Origin of the sequence: Streptomyces sp. NPDC101132 (assembly GCF_044759225.1) — a bacterium.
In the GTDB taxonomy this organism is placed as follows: Bacteria; Actinomycetota; Actinomycetes; order Streptomycetales; family Streptomycetaceae; genus Streptomyces.
On record NZ_JBIVYX010000015.1, the window covers coordinates 92204 to 110452 of the forward strand.

Consider the following 18249-nt stretch of genomic DNA (forward strand, 5'->3'; position numbering starts at 1 on the left):
TCAAGCGCTGGTCACTCCGCGTCGGCGTGGATGCCGCCGAGCGTGTAGCGGCCGAGGTGGCTCTTCGTCAACGGACGCAGCGCGTAGAAGACGATCGCACCGAGGAAGATGACAACCGTCCATACCCATTGCCTAGGGCTAACGGACTCTTCCATGATCGCTGCCCACCAGTAGTACCCGGGCTTGGCCTGCGGATAGCCGAAGAACATGCAGGCCAGGGTGAGGGTGACAGGAGGCAGCCAAGCCAGTGCTGGTCCAGCGAAGCTGACGGTAATGACGGCCAGTGAGCTGTGGAGTAGGAGATTGCGGACTCCGGCCTGCCAGTCGATGGCTGGTCCGACGAGCTGCCCGAGGCTCACGGCGAGGCCGGCAACAGCAGTCAGGGCCAGCAGCCAGAGCAACCGTGCCGTGAGCAGACGGTGCGGCTCGGGGAGAGGGATGCGGGCGGTGTTTGCGGTGCCCATTCCGACCGCGATACCCGCGAGGGCGGGGACAAACAGCAAAAGGGATACTGGTGTTTCGAACAGGAGGAACCCGAGGCTGTCGATCATTGCTTGTGCCCCGATCAGCGAGAGCAGACCGCTGACCGCGATGAGCGTGACGGCTGAGCGCCCGGCGTGTACCCCGGCCCAGGATCGGACAATGATCAGGTGATCCTTCATTGCCCCTCCAGCTTGCACGCCGCGTAGTCGGCCCTGATGTCCTGGACCTCCTTCGGCGTCAGGATCTTTGCAGGTTCGGGGAACTCTCGCGGGTCGACCTTGATGTCCGCGGTGTGGAGAAGGGTGGCGTAGAGGGAGAACTCGCGCTGCCAGTACTTTGGCCCAGGGCCGCGTCCCTCGTAAAGCCCGGCGCAGTGCAGAGGTCGGACAAGGCCCGAGGCTACTTCCTCGAGGGTGACCTTCCCGGTCGCGTAGGCATCGGCGGAGATCTCCAGGCCGGCGATGTCCGGTGATGTCACCCGGTAGGTGCGGCTTAGTTCCTCGACGCGCTTCGGTACCAGGGCGTCGTATCCGCGGGCACGTGCTGCTTTGGTGAGGGTCCGGACGTGGCCGACGGCCTGATCCTGGAACCGCTGGTGCTCCGGGTAGAGGCAGACGGTGGGCTCTGCGTCGGTGCAGTCTGTCGGCGTCTCGGCTTTCGCGATGAGCCGCTGGTCCGGAAGGGCGTATTGGCCGCCCAGGGCAATCAGGGCAATCAGGGCCATCGCGCTAGCTCCGATGCGTGTGGGAATTACCCGACCGGACCGCTGGCATATCGGCAACAGCAGCAAGGCGGCACCGGTGATCGCGAAGACGGCGATCTGGGCGAGGAGATAGCCAGCTGAGTACTGGTAGCCGAGCCGAGAGACGGTCGCCCCACCGAGCGAGAGAGGCTCGAACCGGCCGCTGCTGCCTTCGCCAAGGAGGTAGATGAAGGTGAAGGCCCCGATGGCTGCGATGGCGCCAGCGAGAAGAGGGCTGGTCAGGCGGCCGATGGCCGACCCGATGGCCACGTACCAGCAAATCGCAAGGCACTGCACGAGAACCGCGCCAGCGAGCCCGAACCACGCCGGTGTGCCGTGCACACCACCGACAGCGATTCCCGTGGCGATGGTGAGGAGATGCACGCCAAGCACCGGAAGGGCGCACCATGCGGCTGCCCGGAAGTAGGGTCGGTGGGGGCGGCTGGTAGCCAGGACAAGGTGGATGTTGCCTGGGCGCGACAAGCGCGAGGCGTCGACCGCGGCCGCGCCGGCGAGCAGCGGTCCCACGATAAACAGTGCGATGGCGAACCAGTCCACGGTCCACAGGCTTTCCCCCCGCCAGGGCATCCCGCGCTGGAGGAAATTCATCACCTCCAGACCCGCGACGGGCAGCATCACCCATGGACCGACCAGGGTCTTGAGGGCGTAGCGGAGGGAAAGGACGCTCACTCTGGGGCTCCCATCAGAGTCGCGATGGCCCGCTCCAGGTCGGTGTCCCCCGGAGCATCGGGATCAGCTTTCCCTTCGAGGGTCGGCACGTCGCCGTCGAAGACGACGTCACCGCCGTGGAGGATGATCACCCGGTCCGCCAGGCCGCGAACGTCCTCCACAAGGTGGGTGGAAACGATGACGACGCGTCCCGCAGACACCGAGTCGATCGTCTCTCGCAACGCGATGCGTTGCCGTGGGTCAAGGCCGACCGTGGGTTCGTCGAGGAGCAGCATCGCCGGGTTGTGGATCAGAGCCTGAGCTATCCCGAGACGGCGGGCCATGCCGCCGGACAGCGTGCGAATCTTGCTGGTCCGGCGATCGGTCAGGTTTGTTAGCGTCAGGGCTTCGGCCACCGCTGCCGGGCGTCGCTTGGTGGGGACCTGGTGGACCCAGGCGACGTAGTGCAGGAACTCTTCACAGCTCGCTCCCTGCGGAAGCTCGGGGTCCTGGGGCAGGTAGCCCAGGGCCACGGCTCGCTCGGTCGCGGCGCCCACCTCAAGTCGCAATGTCCCAGACGTTGGCCTCTCAAGCCCTGCGGCGAGCCGGAAGAAGGTGGATTTGCCAGCGCCGTTCGGCCCGACGAGGCAGGTCACCCCCTCGGTCACCGCCAGGCCCATCGGGCCGAGCCGGAATGCTCCGCCGTAGTCCTTCACCAGTTCGTCGCATGTCAGACGAGTTTGGCTCATAATCCCCCCCTGGTCATTTCGCTGAGGTGGCGACATGGCCAGGACGGATCGTCCTGGCGAAGCGTGTCCCTGCCGGAATGCATTGGATATGACGTACCACTCGACACACCCTGACCGGCCTTCCGGGTCACGGAAAGCCGGCCAAGGTACGAGGTCAGTACTGGTCGCCGCCGTCGGTGTAGGACCAGCCGGTCATGGGGTCGGACCGCCACGGGATGTCCAGGGCCGCCCGCACCTTGCCCCGGGCGTAATCGGCCTCGTTAGACACGCCGGTTGACGCGGTCTTGTAGATGTAGGAGCTGCTGCTGTGGTGACCGGTTTCCGCGCTGGCGTGGTCCCAGTACTTCTGCGTGCAGGTCATGTACTTGCTGACCTGGGTGCAGTAGCCCGCGTTCACCTGGGTTCCGAGGACGACGTACACCTTGTGGTCATCGGCGTTGGAGAGCTTGGTGTAGCTCATCACCTCCGACCGGGTGCCGTTCGAGGTGTTGTGCACCTTCCAGGTCCCGTGGGCGTACCCGGTGCTGCCGTAGCCGGTCACCTTCAGCGGAGTGGAGCTGGGGTTCCAGGTACGTGCCACTCCGAGAGCCTGCGCCGCGGTGGGCAGGGCAGCTACCGCGAGTGCCGCGATAACCCCGACTTCAGCTATCCGTCGAAATGCAGTGGAGCGTCGTGCGTTAGCCACGTTCTCCCCCAATGGGTTGGTCTTTCCCATGGTGCGACCAACAGAACAGTCGAACATTCCATCGACCGCGTTGACGACCCGAAGCTATAGCCCGTCCCCAAGTGGACAGGAGAGGTGAACGCAAGCTGAGGAACATCTGAGGTGCAAGCGTGCATTACTGGCGAATTAGCGGGATAAGATGGACAGCATCGCACCAACGAAAATGAGCCTTCAGCAGTCCTGCTGTGGCTCAATTCCATGTGTATCAGAGGTTCTGCGTGCAGCGTCAAACCGGTCGACAGCCTCGCCTTCGCCTCAAGCGCCACCGCGCCGTCGCCACCCGCTACGACTGCCGTCCGCTACGAAGCCCGGATCCCGGAGCTCGACCGCCAATGCATCCTGCCCGTCGCGGATCGCAGCGCTCACCTTGATGCTCGTCCTCGTCTGCCTCTCTCGACTCTGGTGTGAGTCGAGGACCGGGTGGAGGTCTGTCGGCACCTACTGCATTGCTGAAACTCTGACGGACGCGCCTCGGGCACCCCTCGCGGCGCTGCGAGAGGTGCCCGAGGAGTGTGGGGAGGACGAGGAGTTCAGACGGTGCCGAGGCGGAAGCCGACGCCCCGGACGGTGACGATCCAGCCGGGGTGTCCCAGCTTCCCGCGCACGCTGCTGACATGGGTGTCCACGGTCCGGCGCGACCAGGAGTCGCCCCACACCTGCTGGAGCAGCTGCCGCCGCGGGACCACGGCGTCGGGATGCTGCGCCAGCAGGCGCAGCAGGTCGAACTCCTTGCGCGTCAGGGCGACCGGCACGCCGTCCACGGTCACCTCGCGGGAGCCCACGTCGATGCGGAGCCGGCCGTGCCGGATCTCCTGGGCCGGGCCCGCGGCGGCCGCCGACTGCCACTGGGCGCGGCGCATGACGGCCTCGATCCGGGCCATCAGCTCGCGCATCCCGAAGGGCCTGGTGACGTAGTCGTCCGCGCCCGCCTGGAGGCCCAGCACGCAGTCGATCTCGGACTCGCGGGAGGTGACGATGATGAGCGGCACCCGGCTGACCGACCGGATCGCCCGGCACACCTCCAGCCCGTCCAGGTCCGGCAGTTCGAGGTCGAGCAGGACGAGGTCGGCGCTGCCGTAGGCCTGCAGGGCCGCGCCGCCGTGGGGCGCCCTGGTGCAGGTGTGGCCGTGCCGGCGCAGCTGGTGCGCCAGCCCGTCCCCCGCGTCGGCGCCCACGACGAGGATGCGCCGCCCGGAGACCGCGGGCGCGGTCCGGGGGGCGGCCCCGCCCAGGACCTCCCGCAACGAGGTGGCGCCGGGGTCGCCCGGTCCGGGGACCCCGCCGAACGCGTGCTGGCCGGGGGGCCGCGAGTCGACGGAGCACGGCAGCCGCGCCCCCCGGACCGGAGCGGTGGCCCGCGGCCCGTCGTGCTCGGGGTGCGGAGTGGACGTCTGGTGCTCCAGCAGTGCCTGCGCCTGAACCTGACTCATGCCTCCCCCGGGGGGTCGTGGCGGGTCCGGACCGGTCCGGCCGCCCTCCGCGCCGACGCTAGCGGCGCGCGGTCGAGGCCTGGTGCAGCGCCGGTCCAGATGCCGCCGGGGCGCCCGCCGGCGCCCCGCCCCCTACACCGTGAACACCTCGGTGACGGCGTGGTTGGGGTCGCCCGCCCGCAGGTGCAGCTCGCCCTCCCCGGGCAGCATCACCACGGAGGCCACCGTCCGCTCCAGGCGGAAGATCCCGTGCGCGGGGATGCACACCGGCGGCCGGGACAGGACGCCGAAGTGCTCCTCCGGAGCGGCCTGCGGGCCGAGCCCGGCCAGCCCCTTCGTCACGGCCTCCAGCCGCTCGTCGGAATTGACCCGGTCGGGGGCCGACTGCCGGTCGTGCGGGACGAAGTCCGCGTGCAGGTAGTGGTTGGTGTGCGCGGCCTCCCGCCCCGCCGGCTCGGTCACCCGCAGCTCGGTCCCGCACAGCTCGGCGTACACCGCGCGCCGCCGGTCGCACAGCACCAGGTTGCGCGAGCTGGACAGGGTGAGCCCGGCCAGCACCTCCAGCGCCTCGTCCACGCTCCCGGCGCCGTCCAGCAGGTGACGGATGGCCAGGTACGGGGTGAGGCCCGGCCGCCACAGGCCGTCGGTCACCAGGTTCAGCCCGATCGCCAGCCCGTCGCTGTTCATGCCCAGGTAGCCGAGCAGGCCCGCGAAGCTGAGCACCGTCACCCGGCGCGGCGTCCCCGCCCGGGCCAGCGACAGCACCGCGATGTGGCTGTCGACGTCCGCGTTCAGGTCCACCGTCTGCGCGAGCACCGGCCGCGCGTCCGGCCCGGTGCGCGCGTACGTCGTGCAGTCCCCGGCGGTCGGCACCCCGGTGTAGCCCATCACCTCGCGGCGCAGCTGCAGCAGCCACGCCTCGTCCTCGGTGATCCCGGCCCCGGCCGCCAGCCCCGCCACCTCCTCGGCCAGGTCGGGGACCGCCGCCGTGATCTCCGCCCGGTACGCGGAGATCGACGGCAGCAGCCCCGTGAACGTCAGCGGCCGGTCGGTGAGGCGGCCCAGCCGCGCCAGGCCGTCGCCGAGGAAGGCGCGCAGCGGGCCGGCGAGTGCCGCCCCGTGGGCGCGGCCCAGCTCGAAGGGGGTGCCGACGGCCTCGACGTACGGGGTGCTCATGCGGAGGCGGACGCCTTCTTGGGGCCCTGGGAGAGGGCGGCGAGGACCTGCGGCCACTCGGCGCGCAGGATGCTGTAGAAGACCGCGTCGCGGCGGCGGCCGCCCGGCATGTAGTTGTAGGAGCGGGCGGTGCCCTCCTCGGTGGCGCCGATGTTGCGCAGCCCCTTGCGGGCCTGGACGTTGAGCTCGTCCGTCTTGAACTCCACGCGCTCGGCCTCCAGCACCTCGAAGCAGTGCTGGAGCAGCAGCAGCTTCGCCCAGTGGTTGATGCCCTTGCCGCGGAAGTCGTGGCCCAGCCAGGAGGCCCCGATCTCCAGCCGGCGGTCCTTCTCGGCGAAGCTCAGCAGGCTCATGCTGCCCGCGACGCGGCGGCTCTTCTTGTCCCGGATCACGTAGACGGCGCGGCGGCCGGCCGCGTGCTCGGCGAGGTTCGAGTCGAAGAACGTCTCGAAGTCCGCGTCGTCGCCGACGACTACGGTGAAGTAGCGCCAGATCTCGGGGTCCATGGCGACCGCGCGGATGTCCTCGCGGTCGGGCGCGCAGAGCGGGGTCAGCAGGACGTGCTCGTTCTCCAGGTGGGTGGAGACCTTCTCGGACCAGCTCATGGGGGAACTCCTGTGGGCGAGTAGCGAAGGGGGAAGGTCAGTGTGGACGGCCGGGGGAGGCCGTTCCAAGATCAGACGGTGCTCACTCAGCCAGCTCGCGAAGCTTCTCCAACCGGCTGTGCACCACGCCGTGGTTGACGAGGAAGTCCTCGGGCTTCCGGGGGCTGCTCTGCACGCCCTCCTCGGCCAGGGCCTCGCCGAAGTTCTGCCCGTACTCCGCGGTCCGCTTGGCCGCCGCCTGCACCGCCCGGTACGCCTGGTCGCGTTCGACGCCCGCCTCCAGCAGCTCCACCAGCACCGACGAGGAGCACACCAGCCCGTGGGTCGCGGCGATCGACTCCCGCATGCGGTCCGGGTCGATCCGCAGGTTCTCCAGCAGCTCCGTGGCCTTGACCGTCTGGAAGTGCGCCACGGTCAGCGCGTCCGGCAGCAGCACCTTCTCGACCGCCTGGTGGGCCAGGTCCCGCTCGTGCCACAGCGCCACGTTCTCCAGCGCCGTGTTGGCGTACCCGCGCAGCAGCCGCGCCAGCCCGCACAGCAGCTCGCTGCCGGTCGGGTTGGCCTTGTGGGGCATGGCGCTGGAGCCCTGGTAGGCCTCCACGCGCTGCTCCTCCACCTCGCGCACCTCGGTGCGCTGGAGCAGCCGCAGTTCCAGCGCGATCTGCTCGATGCAGGCGCCCAGCGCGGCCACCGCCTGGAGCAGCTGCGCGTGCCGGTCGCGGGCCACGACCTGGCTGGGGGAGGGCTCCACGCCCAGGCCCAGCTGCTCGCACACGTACTCCTCCACCGCCGGGTCGATGAGCGAGTACGTGCCCACCGCGCCGGACACGGTGCCCACCGCGACGGCCTCGCGGGCGGCCGCCAGCCGTTGCAGGGACCGCTCGATGGCGAACGCGAAGCCGCCCAGCTTGTGGCCGAACGTGGTGGGTTCGGCGTGCACGCCGTGGGTGCGCCCCACCGTCACGGTGTCCCAGTGCTCGAAGGCCCGCTCGACCAGCACCGCGCGCAGTCGCTGCACCGCGGAGGCCAGGACGTCCGAAGCCTGCGCCAGCGTGAATCCGAGGGCCGTGTCGACCAGGTCGTAGCTGGTCATGCCCAGGTGGACCCAGCGGGCCGAGGACTCCGGCATCTGCTCCGTGTAGGCCGTCAGGAACGAGATGACCTCGTGGTCGCGCTCCTTCTGGATCTCCACGACCCGGGACGGCAGCGGTGCCCTGGCCGCGCGCATGTCGTCGAGGACCGCGGCCGGTACGCGGCCCAGCCGCACCTGTGCCTCGGTCGCGAGGATCTCCACGCGGACGTACGTCTCGTACCGGTGCTCGTCCGAGAACAGGTTCGCCATCTCGGGCAGGGTGAAACGAGGAATCATGGGACAGCAGCCTTCGTCGGTGGTGGTGGTCGGTGGGGCGGCGGACGGTGGGGGCCGGCAGTGCGCGCCCGCCCCCGCGGGATCCGGGGTGCGGGGCCGTCAGAAGGCCGCGAAGTACTCGCGCTGCTCCCATTCGGTGACCTGGCCCGGCACCGGCGCGGCCTGCCGGGCCCACGCCTCGTACCGGCGCACCTCGCTCTCCTTGAGCCGGGCCAGACAGGCGGCCAGCGGGTCGCCCAGCAGCCGGGCGGCGCGGCCCGCGGTGAAGGCGTCCAAGGCCTCGCGCAGCGACTGCGGCACGATGTCGCGCCCGGTCTCCCGGCCCCCGTTGCCGGCCGCCCCCGCACCCGGTCCGGCCGTGCCCTCCCCGGCCGGCGCGCCCTCCGGGGACGCCGGGGACTCCAGGGATTCCAGGCCCTCCAGGCCCGCGAACAGCTGGGCGGCGATGTTCAGGTACGGGTTCGCGCTCGGCTCGCCGATGCGGTTCTCGATGTGCGCGCCCGCCCCCGAGCCGACCACGCGCAGCATGGCCGTGCGCGACTCCAGGCTCAGGCCCACCCGGGTCGGGGACAGGGCGTGCTGGGTGCCCAGCCGCTGGTAGCCGTTGACCGTGGGCACCGACAGCAGGAACAGGTCGCGCAGCCAGTCCTGCAGGCCCTCGGCGTACGCCTTGCTGGTGGGGGAGAGGCCCACCGAGAGGCCCTCGGCGCTGAAGACGTTGCGGCCGGTCGCGGTCTCCAGGACGGACTGGTTCAGGTGCCAGCCGCTCGGGTCCGCCCCGGCGATCGCCGGCTGCGACATGAAGGACGCGTGCAGGCCCCGGGCCGCGCACCAGCGCTTGGTGAAGACGCGGAAGAACAGCATCGCGTCCGCCGTGTCCAGCGCCGACATGGGGTCGAACGTGGTCTCCACCTGCCCGGGGCCCATCTCGTGCTCCATCGACCGCACCGGCAGCCCCAGGCCGAGCAGGGCGAGCGCCAGCGGGTCGGTGACCGGGGCGACCGTGTCGTACGCGGCGTCCAGGTTGAACTGGTAGCCGGCGTTCATCGCGGCCACCCGCGGGGCCGGGCCCTGGAGACCGAAGCCGTTGCCCTCGTTGCCCGGATCGTCGTCCAGGCGGCGCGTCAGGTACCACTCGACCTCCAGGCCGAGTACGGGGGTCAGCCCGCGGCCGGCGTAGCGGTCCAGCACCCGGTGCAGCACGTGCCGCGAGGACAGCGGGTGGGGGCGGCCGTCGCGCAGGTACTCGTCGCCGATCACCCAGGCCGTGCGCGCCCCCTCGCCGGGCAGCACCAGGAAGGTCAGCGGGTCGGGCACCAGCACGAAGTTGCCCAGGCCGGCGATCTCGTCGACGCCGATGCCGTGCTCGCCCCGGTAGTCCACCGCGGTGGTGCAGGCGGTGTCCTTCAGGAACGGACCGGGGCTGTAGTTCATGCCGTTGCGCAGCACCCCGCGGAAGGTGCGGGAGGTCAGCGTCTTGGAGCGCACCAGGCCGTGCGGGTCGCCCCACACCAGGCGGACGAAGTCGACGTCGTCCAGCCCCGCCTCGATGCGCTCGGCGGCCGCCAGCCGGGCGTCGTCCCACAGCCCGTGGTCGGCGACGAACGCGTGGCTCCCGACGCTGCCCTCCGCTGCGGGGGTCGACCATGACCTGGAATACATGACGGGGAGCGTCCTTTCGTCAGAGGTCGGCGCGTCAGACGGCCGAGAGGGGTCCGACCCGGGGCCGGGCCGGCTCCGCACCGGCCGCCTCGACCGGGGTGCCGGTGACGGTCCTCCAGTGCCAGGCGGAGTCGAAGGCCGTGACCTCGGCCTGCTCCCCCTGCTCGGCGAGCACGGCCGCCTGCTGCGTCATCCGGGCGATGAAGGCGGCCACCTGGTGCGCCGCGAGCATCTCCTGCTCGGTGTACGGCTCGCCGTCGGCGCGGACGATGCGCAGGTCCATGAACCCGTTGAAGGGCCGTCCGCACACCTCGACCGCGTGGGGGCTGCGGATCGTGAACCGCACCATGTTGTTGACGTGCCCGTGGTGGTGCTGGTCGGAGAAGTGGGCGATGTCGGGGATGGTGGGCGGCACGAAGTGGTCCCGCTCCAGGACCTTCTCGGTCCGCGGCAGGTTGCCGGCGATGAAGTGCCAGGAGTTGTACTGCATGCGCGAGGACATCGCCCAGGCGGTGTCGGCGAGCGTGGCGAGCGAGTCGCCGTAGTGCCGCCGGGCCTCCTGCGCGGGGACCACGCAGCAGAAGAAGTCGGTGATGCCCCAGGTGGTGATCTCGTCCCAGGACTCGGCGCGCAGGGCGCGGACCAGCTCCGGCAGCGACCGGATGCCCCGGCTCATCGCGAAGTCGGCCGAGAACGCGGCGGTGGTCGCGGCGACCGCCTCGTACACGACCGCCTCCAGACCGGTGCCGAACTCGCCGTACGGCCGGGCCAGCCAGGCCGTGTCGGTGCCGTCGGCGAGCCGCAGCTCGGCCAGCCGGTCGCCGGTCACGGGCAGCGTGGCGCGCAGGTGTTCGGTGACCTGCCGGTCCCGGTCCGCGGCCACCTCGCCGTACGGGGCCGCGACCTTCTCCACCTTGTGGATCAGGGCGCCGTGGATCTCGCGGTACAGCTGGACGGTGCGGGCCACCTCGGGGCGGTGCAGGCCGAGCGCCGTGGCCAGGGCCATCAGCGCGTCGATGCCGGCGTCGGGCCCGGCCGCGGGGATCCGCTCCTCGCCCAGGGCGTCGTTGTAGTTGCGGCGGGTGCGCTCCAGCAGGCGGCCCACGTTGTCCGGGGTGAGCTGCGAGCCGTTGGCCTCCTCGATGCGGCCGTACCCGGCCGAGCGGATGAGCAGGGTGATGCCCACGACCAGCAGGGCGTCGTGGTCCGACCACAGCTCCAGCGGCAGGCCGGTCAGGCTGCCGAACACGCAGTCCGGGTGGCCCGGCCACAGCGTCTTGCCCACGACCGTGTTGGTGTCGCGGAAGTTCGTGTACTGCCTGTCCTCGACGTAGAGCATGAACGGGGCGGTGCGCTGCGCGGCCTCGGTCAGCTGCGCCAGCAGCGCCTTGCGGCCCTCGTCGCCCTGCTCCGCGAGCCAGCGGCGGCTGTCGGCCGCGTAACGGGCGAACCGCTCCTGGGCCGTCGTCACCTCGCGCCGGTACTCCTCCAGGTGCCGCTCGGTCCACGGCACCCGCAGCACGCCGGCGACCAGCCGGTGCTGCTTGGCGAGCGGCTGCTGGGAGGGGACGCGGACGACGATCCGGCCGCCGGTGGTCAGGCCGATCTCGCCGAGGAACGCGGTGCGCTCCGCGGGGTCGGCGACGGCCCCGGCCGGCTCGCGGCCGTCCACGGACAGGCCGGCGACGACCTTCAGCGCGGCGGCGTCCGCCGTGCGCAGGCCGCCCGCCTGGACCTCGGCCGGCACGTATCCGTCGAGCGTGAGCAGGGTGTCCAGGGCCGCGCGCAGGTCGGGCGCGGCCGAGGCCTTCCGCCACACCCGGGCCAGCAGCCCGGGGAACCCGGCGTCCTCCTCGCGCACCCGGTCCGGCTTCGGCGTGGCGCCGGCCGCCAGGCCCAGGCGGCTGGGCCGCCGGCTCTGGCGCTTGCGGGCGTTGGCGGCTCTGCGGGAGCCCTCGCGGTCCACGGGCGCGGTCATGCGGCACCTTCCCCGGTGAGGGCGATGTGGCTCCACATCGCGTCGTCGGTGGGCGTCCAGTCCTCGTCGACGTAGATGCAGTCGACCGGGCACTCCAGGACGCAGACGGGGCAGCCCGAGCACAGCTCGGGGATGATCACGACGTCGAGTCCGCGGTCGAAGATCGCGCCGAACTTCTCGGGACAGCTGCGCAGGCACGTGTCGCAGGTGATGCACTCGGACTTCTCGATGCGGCGTGGGGGCTTGGTCCAGTTGCCCGCGCGGCTGCGCGTGGCGATCCTCATGGCTCGGTCGGACGTGGCATCCGACGGAGCGTTGTTTTCCACGGGCATGGGACCCCTTAGACGTCGTGTCGATGACGGCTCGAACGGACGCTCCGAGCATCCGGGGTTCCTCTCGACCAACTCCGGAACCGGGGTCGGGGCGTACTGGAGCGCCCGTTGCGCGGCGGCGGCCCGTCCGGGCCCCGCGACGGACGGCGGGGGCCGGTCCGGAGGTACGCCCGGAATGTCGGCTCCGGATCCCTAGTGCCGCTCAAGCTGAGCGCGATGCGGGCACCTCAGGCTGCTGGCCGGTCTACACGTAGCGAGGTGCGTATGGATACGGCGGTGGAGAGGGCGATCGCGTGCATGCGGGAGCACTACGGTGAGCCCCTGGCACTGGCGCGGCTCGCGGAGAGCGCCCTGCTCAGCCGGTTCTACTTCGCGCGGCTGTTCAAGGAGGAGACCGGGCTGACCCCCGGCAGGTTCCTGGCCGCCGTCCGCATCCACGAGGCCAGGCGGCTGATCGAGACCACCTCGATGAGCATCACCGACGTGGCCTGCGCGGTCGGCTACAACAGCCTCGGCTCGTTCACCAACTGCTTCACGGCCAGCGTCGGGGTGTCCCCGGGCCGGTTCCGCCGGCTGGTGCGGGACGGCGGGGCCGGGCTGCCGGTACCGGTGCCCGAACCCGGCCCGCGGCCGGGACGGGGCACGGTCGGCGGGACGATCAGCCTGCCCGGCGGCCAGGGCAACGCCCGCGTGTTCCTGGGCGCCTTCGCCACACCCCTCGTCCAGCACCCCTGCGTCGCCTCCGCCGTCTTCGACGTACCGAGCGGCCGGCCGTCCTGCTACTCCCTGAAGGACGTCCCCGAGGGGAACTGGCACCTGCTCGCGGTGGCGGTGGCCGACGGCCCCGGGCCCGACGGCGCGGCCCGCCGGACCACGCTCGTCGGCGGACGCGGCGTACTGCCCGTGATGGTGACCGCCGGCGGCGTCACGAGCACGGCGGTACGGCTGCGCCCGGCACGGCGGACCGATCCGCCGGTCCTGCTGGCGCTGCCCGAACTCGTGCCCCCGGCCACCTTCGTACCGCCCCCGGGCTGCCCCTCCACCGCGTTCGACGACACCGCCGGGCGGCGCCCGGCCGCGGACCGGCTCCGGCTGGTGCCCGCGGCACCGGTGCCGTGACCCCGCGGCCGCGCGTCACGGCATCAGGTCCTGCTTGGTCTTGAGCCGCTCGGCGAGCTGGCTCCACTCCGCGCCGATGCGCTCCGCGATCGGGGCGATGACGCCGAGCCAGTGGGCCGGGACCGCGTCGACCAGTTCCCGCCAGCTCTCGTCGGGCTCGGTGGCGTGCAGTTGCATCCAGCGGAGGAACTCCCGGCCGCCCGCGGTGTAGCGGATGGCGGGATCGGTCGCCATCTTCGCCGCCACCGTCGTCCAGGCCGGCACCTCCTCGGTACGGTTCCTGCGCTGCGGCGTGCCGTTGACGGCCGGTGCCACCCGCAGCGGCGCGCGGGCCGCGCCACCGGGATGCGCACCGCCGGCCACCGCCGGGAGGGCCCGCGACGGTTCCCCGGCCGGCCGTACGGGCTCGGCGGACGGCACGGACGGCACGGGCGGGACGGACCGCAGGGGCCCGGGCGCCGCGTCGGGCGTCCGGCGGCCGCTTCGCTCGGGGCTCTCGCCGCGCCGCAGCCGGGCGCTCACGTCGTGGACTGTGCCCAGCGACACGTCGGTCTCCCTGGCCACCTGGCGGAGCGGGGCGTCCGGGTGCGCGGCGATGTACTCGGCGGCCCGCCGCCGGCCCTCGCCGGGACCCACCGGGCGCCGCCGGCCGTCGCGGCCGATGCGCTTGCCGTCGAGCGGCGTGCCCTCCGCCGACTTCTCGCGCATCGACGCGATCGTCTTCGCGCTCAGCCCGGTGATGCCGGCGACGGCACGGTCGGACCAGTCGGGGTGGGAACGCAGGACGCGCTGGGCCCCGGACACGCGGTCGGCCTTCGACAGCGGCAGTCCGTGCGTGCCGTTCGCCTTCATGGCGATGACCAGCGCCTCGGAGTTCGAGCAGTCGACGAAGCGGGCCCTGATGCTGCTGTCACCGCGCAGCCTGGCGGCCTCCAGCCGGTGCAGGCCGTCGATGACGCGGTAGCCGTCGATCTGGACCAGGATGGGCGGCAGGTCCACCGATCCGCCCGCGTCCACGAGGTGCTGGATGTGCGCGGCGTCCATGCCGCTCTGGCGCAGGGGAACGCCCGCCGACAGGGCGCCGACGGGGACGTCGTGGGCCGGAATCTGCTCGAAGTGCTTCAGGTCGAATTCGCTGCGGCCCGACGCGTCGACGGTCTCCGTGCCGACGGAGCCGAACGCGTTCGTGATCAAGATGGCCTGCGCACTGCTCGGAGCCATTCCTTCACTTCCTCTCTGCTGCCGCTGCCGACGAGCGTCGCAGGAGGGGCTCCAGCAGCAGTCGAGGGGGGATCGACGTTCCCTGGAAATGCGCTGTAGGGGCCTCCTTCTGTGATAGCAGGAAGGCCGTTCCGTTCAGTAGGTGCAGGTCCGCCGGGTTCTGAACCGTGGCCGCCGCTTCACGCGCACGGCTACGTTGGCCGTGCCTGCCGTTCGTGGCAGCGGGTGTTTCATCTGCCCCCTTTCCTCAGTTGAACCCGGAAATCCGTGAAGGTGGTTATGGAATCGGTCATGAATGGTCCGGCGAGCACGGGGCGGCCGGTGATCGGGATCTGTGCGCGGACCGCGCCGGTCACGTTCCAGGGCAGCGACATGGTCGTCAGCTTCGCGCTCCAGGCCCACCTCGGCTTCCTGGCCGCGGCGGGCTGCACGCCGCTGCTGCTTCCGCTGCTGCCCGGTGTCGAGGCCCTGGCGGACCGGATCGACGGCCTGCTGATCCCGGGTGGCCCCGATCTGGATCCGACGCTGTACGGCGAGGAGCCGCACCCCGGTACGTGGGCGGCGACCCCGGACGCCGACCGGGTCGAGCTGGGCCTCATCCGGGCGGCACTCGACGCCGGGCTGCCCGTACTCGGCATCTGCCGCGGCATGCAGCTGCTCAACGTGCTGCACGGCGGCTCGCTCCACCAGCACCTGCCCGAGGTCACCGGGCACGACGGCCACCGCCCGGACACGCCGTCCTTCACGCTCGGCACCCAGCCGCTGAAGCTGGAGCCGGGCAGCCGGATCGCCGCCCTCCTCGACGAGGACGAGCCGGTGACGGCCTGTCACCACCACCAGGCCGTCAACCGGCTGGGCACCGGCCTCACCGCCACCGGCTGGGCGGCGGACGGGACCGTCGAGGCGATCGAGGTCACGGACCACCCCTTCGCCGTCGGCGTGCAGTGGGAGGCGGGATTCACCCCCGACCGGCGGCTCCACCAGGCGCTCGTGCACGCCGCCGGACGCCGCTGAACCAGGGCGCCGGCCCCGCCGGGGCCTCAGCCCCGCAGGGTGGCCTCAGCCCCGCAGGGTGGCGACGGCCTTCTCGATGCGCCGTTGCCGCGTCTCGGGCAGCTTCGCGCTCTCGATGGCGCGCACGTGCTCGCGCTTGCGGCTGTGCGTGAGGTTGTCGTAGGCGGCGCGGGCGGCCGGCTCGGCGTCCAGGGCCTGCGCGAAGTCCGCGGGCTCGACGACGACGCGCGGCTCGGTGTCGAGCTCCAGCTCGACCTCGATCTCCTCGCCGATCTCGACCTCCGAGGCCCGCCGGTTGGCGTGGCTGAGGCCGATCAGGTGGCGCCCGCGCAGGTAGGCGACCCGGCTCTTCCAGGAATGCCCGTTGATCGTGATCGTCACCGGCGGCCGCGAGCCCTCGCCGAGCGCCTCCACCACCTCGGGCGGAACCAGCAGCCCGCGCATGGGCTCGGGGGGTTCCACGATGGACCGAAACTTCAAGGTCTTCTCCTGTTCATCCTGCCGGGTTCACCACGGATCCCGGCCGTCCGGGACGGAAGCGGCACGCGCCCGCCGTCCCGGACGGTTCCGGGACGATGGCCGCGGCTATTCGGCGTACGGCTGGTCGTCGCCCTGGGCGCTGTAGCCGAGGCTCCAGATATAGCCGTCCGGGTCGGCGAACGTCCCGCCGTACCCGCCCCACGGCAGCGCGCCGGCGGGCTTGAGCACCTTGGCGCCGGCGTTCTGGGCCTCCGCCATGACCTCGTCGACCCGCGCCTCGCTGCGGACGACGTAGGTCAGCACCAGGCCGCTGAAGCCGCTGCCCTCCTCGTCGGTGCCCACCTGGGCGGCCAGGCCCTCGCGGCCGTAGAAGCCGACCGGCGAGGCGCCGTCCGACTCGAAGAACACCGAGACGCCGTAGTCGTTCTTGATCTTCCAGCCGAGTCCCTCGGTGTAGAACCGCTTGGCCCGGTCCATGTCCCGGACACCAAGAAGGATCGAGCTGACGTGCGCTTTCATGCCTTGCTCCTCGAACTGTGGGTGATGCGTGCCGAAGCCCCTCACTCAGCAGGCTAGGGGCGGCTCCGTGAGCCCCGCTTCTCGATTCCTGATCGATGCGGACCGCACCCCCGACGCACCCCGGCCGCGCCCTGCCCCGTCGGCCGGCCCTCCGCATTCCGGCCGCATTCCGGCGAAATTACCGGAATGGAGCTTATCGGCTCGTGTCGACTCCAGCAGGTTTTGAGCCAATTTCGACCTTTGCCGAAGAACCCCTTGCCACCCTGTGACCGCCGTGCATTCAGAAGGGGAATCCATGAAAAAGCTCGCACTGGTCACTGCGGTGATCGTGACCGGCCTGTCACTCCCGGCCGTCACCCCCGTGGCAGTGGCCGAAGAGGCTGCCGCGCCGGCCGCCGGAACGATCGCCTGGGCGCCGTGTCCCGACGCCGACCCGAACCTCGGCGCGTTGCTCAAGGGCCTGGAGTGCGGCTCGCTGGAGGTCCCGCTGGACTACGCCCAGCCCGACGGCCAGAAGATCAAGCTGGCGCTGACCCGCGCCAAGCACACGGTCCCCGACGACCAGTACAAGGGCGTCGTGCTGCTGCACCGCGGCCAGTGGCCCGGCCCGATCAGCCGCGACATGCCCACCCGCTACGCCAAGGGCACGAGCGGCCTGGCGAAGGACGTCGGCCCCGCCTACGACTGGATCGGCATGGACCCGCGCGGCGTCGGGGCCAGCGAGCCCTCGATCGTGTGCGACGCGTCCTACATCAACCCGCTGCTCCCCGACCCCGTCCCGCAGACGGCCGCCGACGAGCAGGCGTCCGTGGCCCGTGCCCAGGCGTACGCCAAGAGCTGCGGCGACAAGTACGGCGACACGCTCAAGCACTTCACCACCAAGGACTCCGCGCGCGACCTCGACCGCATACGGATCGCGCTGGGCCAGGAGCAGATCAGCTACTACGGCATCGACTGGGGCGCCTACCTCGGCTCGGTCTACGCGTCGATGTACCCGGCCCGGGTGAAGCGCATGGTGCTCGACAGCGTGCCCAGCCCCAGCGGCGTGGGCTACCAGAACCAGATGGCCAAGAACTTCACGGCCGAGCACAGCGGCGGACTCTTCTTCGCCTGGGTCGCCAAGTACGACTCCGTCTACCACCTGGGCACGACGGCGGAAGAGGTCGAGGACAAGTACCACGAGGCCCTGGCGACCCTCCGTGCGACGCCCGTCGACGGCAGGATCGGACCGGGCGAGTGGACGAACGTCTTCGAGCAGGTCGTCTACCGCAGCTGGACCTGGGTCAGCCGCGCGAAGATCTTCTCCGACTTCGTGGTGCGCGGTGACGCGACCGCGCTGCGGGCCGACTCCCCGACCCCGGGCTTCCCGCAGCAGAACCGCGTCGCGATGACCAGCGCGGTCAACTGCTCCGAAGGCCCGTGGCCGAAGAACTGGAACGTCTGGAGCGCCACCCTGGCCGGCCAGTACGCCGCCGGCAACAAGCTCCTGACCTGGAGCAACGCCTGGTACAGCGCGCCCTGCGCCTTCTGGCCGGTGCCGTCGCAGACCGCGGCGCAGGTCGGCAACAGCAGCGTCAACATCCTGCTCGTGCAGCCGCAGTACGACCCCTCGCACGGGATGTTCGGCGCCCTCGACATGCGCGTCCGGTTCCCCAACTCCCGCCTCATCGTGGAGCTGGGCGGCCACAACCTCGGCTCGACGCTGACGGCCAACAACAACGCCTGCCTCAACACCTACGCCAGCGACTACTTCCGGGACGGCACCCGTCCCACCTCCTGGTGGGGCATCGACGCCACCTGCCAGGCGGCCGCGGACCCGGTGCCGCCGACCGCCTGATCCTCCGTCGCCGCGGGGGCCCCCCCCGGCCCCCCGCGGGGCCCCCGCCCCCCCGAACCGCCGGGGGGGGAACGGGCGGGGGGGGGGGGGCGGGCCGCGCCCCGCCCACCGCCCCGCCGGCGCCGCCCGCCCCGGCGCCC

At 71.5% G+C, this 18249-nt stretch carries 17 protein-coding genes; 3 read left to right on the forward strand and 14 right to left on the reverse strand.

Translation table 11 applies throughout. From position 1 onward, the window contains the following. Nucleotides 1-11: 11 nt before the first annotated feature. From ACIQUR_RS29125 to ACIQUR_RS29175, 11 genes are all read right to left on the reverse strand, one after another. Nucleotides 12-662, reverse strand: a complete 651-nt coding sequence (locus ACIQUR_RS29125) for a hypothetical protein (protein ID WP_403670402.1) — start codon at nt 660-662, stop codon at nt 12-14. Continuing rightward, nucleotides 659-1915 (reverse strand): hypothetical protein, encoded by a 1257-nt coding sequence (locus ACIQUR_RS29130; protein WP_403670406.1) that lies wholly within the window; start codon nt 1913-1915, stop codon nt 659-661. Before ACIQUR_RS29130 ends, ACIQUR_RS29125 begins: the two co-directional genes overlap by 4 nt. Then, the gene (locus ACIQUR_RS29135; RefSeq protein WP_403670409.1) at nt 1912-2643 is read right to left on the reverse strand and encodes an ATP-binding cassette domain-containing protein; all 732 of its coding nucleotides are present in this window, start codon (nt 2641-2643) and stop codon (nt 1912-1914) included. The genes ACIQUR_RS29130 and ACIQUR_RS29135 overlap by 4 nt, the downstream gene beginning before the upstream one ends. A 154-nt stretch (nt 2644-2797) precedes the next feature. Next, a complete protein-coding gene (locus ACIQUR_RS29140; protein ID WP_403670412.1) occupies nt 2798-3223 on the reverse strand; it encodes a hypothetical protein in 426 nt (141 codons plus the stop codon). Nucleotides 3224-3897: 674 nt separating this feature from the next. Beyond that, a complete protein-coding gene (locus tag ACIQUR_RS29145) occupies nt 3898-4797 on the reverse strand; it encodes a response regulator transcription factor (protein WP_403670415.1) in 900 nt (299 codons plus the stop codon). A gap of 132 nt (nt 4798-4929) precedes the next feature. After that, nucleotides 4930-5973, reverse strand: coding sequence for a C45 family autoproteolytic acyltransferase/hydolase (locus tag ACIQUR_RS29150; RefSeq protein WP_403670418.1), 1044 nt, complete (start codon nt 5971-5973; stop codon nt 4930-4932). Further along, nucleotides 5970-6578, reverse strand: a complete 609-nt coding sequence (locus ACIQUR_RS29155; protein WP_403670421.1) for a GNAT family N-acetyltransferase — start codon at nt 6576-6578, stop codon at nt 5970-5972. Before ACIQUR_RS29155 ends, ACIQUR_RS29150 begins: the two co-directional genes overlap by 4 nt. A gap of 82 nt (nt 6579-6660) precedes the next feature. After that, on the reverse strand, nt 6661-7947 hold the full coding sequence (gene purB, locus ACIQUR_RS29160) for an adenylosuccinate lyase (protein WP_403670424.1): 1287 nt from the start codon (nt 7945-7947) through the stop codon (nt 6661-6663). A gap of 99 nt (nt 7948-8046) precedes the next feature. After that, nucleotides 8047-9609: a glutamine synthetase gene (locus ACIQUR_RS29165; RefSeq protein ID WP_403670426.1), complete on the reverse strand. Its 1563-nt coding sequence runs from the start codon at nt 9607-9609 to the stop codon at nt 8047-8049. A gap of 34 nt (nt 9610-9643) precedes the next feature. Further along, a complete protein-coding gene (locus tag ACIQUR_RS29170; protein WP_403670428.1) occupies nt 9644-11587 on the reverse strand; it encodes a hypothetical protein in 1944 nt (647 codons plus the stop codon). After that, entirely contained in the window at nt 11584-11871 is a 288-nt protein-coding gene (locus ACIQUR_RS29175) for an ATP-binding protein (RefSeq protein WP_403670431.1), read from the reverse strand. Before ACIQUR_RS29175 ends, ACIQUR_RS29170 begins: the two co-directional genes overlap by 4 nt. A 324-nt stretch (nt 11872-12195) precedes the next feature. On the opposite strand from ACIQUR_RS29175, the gene ACIQUR_RS29180 reads away from it, so the two are divergent. Next, nucleotides 12196-13038, forward strand: a complete 843-nt coding sequence (locus tag ACIQUR_RS29180; RefSeq protein ID WP_403670434.1) for a helix-turn-helix domain-containing protein — start codon at nt 12196-12198, stop codon at nt 13036-13038. Between the two features lie 15 nt (nt 13039-13053). On the opposite strand, the gene ACIQUR_RS29185 is transcribed toward ACIQUR_RS29180, so the two are convergent. Further along, nucleotides 13054-14259, reverse strand: coding sequence for a ParB N-terminal domain-containing protein (locus tag ACIQUR_RS29185; RefSeq protein WP_403670437.1), 1206 nt, complete (start codon nt 14257-14259; stop codon nt 13054-13056). Between the two features lie 291 nt (nt 14260-14550). Between ACIQUR_RS29185 and ACIQUR_RS29190 the strand changes: the two genes are divergently transcribed. Beyond that, complete coding sequence (locus tag ACIQUR_RS29190; protein ID WP_403670440.1) at nt 14551-15273, forward strand: gamma-glutamyl-gamma-aminobutyrate hydrolase family protein; 723 nt, start codon at nt 14551-14553, stop codon at nt 15271-15273. Between the two features lie 45 nt (nt 15274-15318). On the opposite strand, the gene ACIQUR_RS29195 is transcribed toward ACIQUR_RS29190, so the two are convergent. Together ACIQUR_RS29195 and ACIQUR_RS29200 are read right to left on the reverse strand one after the other, a co-directional pair. Beyond that, the gene (locus ACIQUR_RS29195) at nt 15319-15753 is read right to left on the reverse strand and encodes a YdeI/OmpD-associated family protein (protein ID WP_403670443.1); all 435 of its coding nucleotides are present in this window, start codon (nt 15751-15753) and stop codon (nt 15319-15321) included. Nucleotides 15754-15858: 105 nt separating this feature from the next. After that, nucleotides 15859-16272, reverse strand: a complete 414-nt coding sequence (locus tag ACIQUR_RS29200; protein WP_403670446.1) for a VOC family protein — start codon at nt 16270-16272, stop codon at nt 15859-15861. A gap of 295 nt (nt 16273-16567) precedes the next feature. Here ACIQUR_RS29200 and ACIQUR_RS29205 point away from each other — a divergent pair, with 295 nt between their 5' ends. Continuing rightward, nucleotides 16568-18109, forward strand: a complete 1542-nt coding sequence (locus ACIQUR_RS29205) for an alpha/beta fold hydrolase (RefSeq protein ID WP_403670449.1) — start codon at nt 16568-16570, stop codon at nt 18107-18109. The last annotated feature ends 140 nt before the right edge of the window (nt 18110-18249 follow it).